The organism is Stenotrophomonas acidaminiphila, from assembly GCF_001431595.1.
In the GTDB taxonomy this organism is placed as follows: Bacteria; Pseudomonadota; Gammaproteobacteria; order Xanthomonadales; family Xanthomonadaceae; genus Stenotrophomonas; species Stenotrophomonas acidaminiphila.
This window is the reverse complement of record NZ_LDJO01000104.1, coordinates 1-975: the sequence shown is the minus strand read 5'-3', so window position 1 is coordinate 975 and position 975 is coordinate 1. Positions and strand designations below refer to the sequence as shown.

1 protein-coding gene is annotated in these 975 nt (G+C 68.4%); it reads right to left on the bottom strand.

Annotated elements, in window-relative coordinates:
- Window positions 1-975: methyl-accepting chemotaxis protein (locus ABB33_RS17810; protein ID WP_248842465.1), on the bottom strand; the 975-nt coding region annotated here is incomplete at both ends.

Here is a 975-nt window from a genome sequence, read left to right as displayed (position 1 = left end):
TCCTTGATCTCCTTGGCGGCACCGGCCGAGCGCTGCGCCAGGGTGCGTACTTCCGAGGCGACCACGGCGAAGCCGCGGCCCTGTTCACCGGCCCGGGCGGCTTCCACCGCGGCGTTGAGCGCCAGGATGTTGGTCTGGAAGGCGATGCCGTCGATGACGCTGATGATGTCGGCGATCTTCTTCGACGAGGCCTCGATGTCGGTCATGGTGGTGACCACCTGGCCGACCACCTGTCCGCCCTGCGAGGCGACGCTGGCCGCGCCCTGCGCCAGCTGGTTGGCCTGGCGGGCGTGTTCGGCGTTCTGGCGCACTGTGGAGGTCAGCTCCTCCATCGAGGCGGCGGTTTCCTCCAGGTTGGCGGCCTGCTGTTCGGTGCGGCGCGACAGGTCGTTGTTGCCGGTGGCGATCTCCGAGGCGGCCAGGTTGATGCTGGAGGCGGCTTGCTGGATGCGGCCGACGATCGAGGTCAGCTGCGCGACGGTAGCATTGGCGTCGTCGCGCATCCGCGCGAACACGCCCTGGAAATCGCCGTGCATGCGTGCGGTCAGGTCGCCGCGGGCGATGGCCTGCAGCAGGCTGGAGGTCTGCGCCAGGCTGTGGTCGGTGACCTCCATCATCGCGTTGAGGTTGTGCACCATCTGCCGGAAATCATGCTCGAAGCGCTGCTCGTCGCCGCGCTGGCTGAAATCGCCCTCGGCCGCGGCGCCGCTCAGGCGGCGGATCTCGCTGCTGATCGCGGTGAGGTTGCGCTTGATGGTGGCCATGGTCTCGGTGATCTCGGCCTTCTCGCCGGGCAGCGCCGGCATGTCGCGGCTCAGGTCGCCCACGGCATAGCGCTGGGCCAGCTCGATCACCTGCATCTTCACGCCGATGTGGTTGCCGACCAGCTGGTTGGTGCCGGCGACCATCACCCCGTAGTCGCCGGGGAAGGCGGCCTGGTCCATGCGGTAGCTGATGATGCCGGCGTCATGCTGG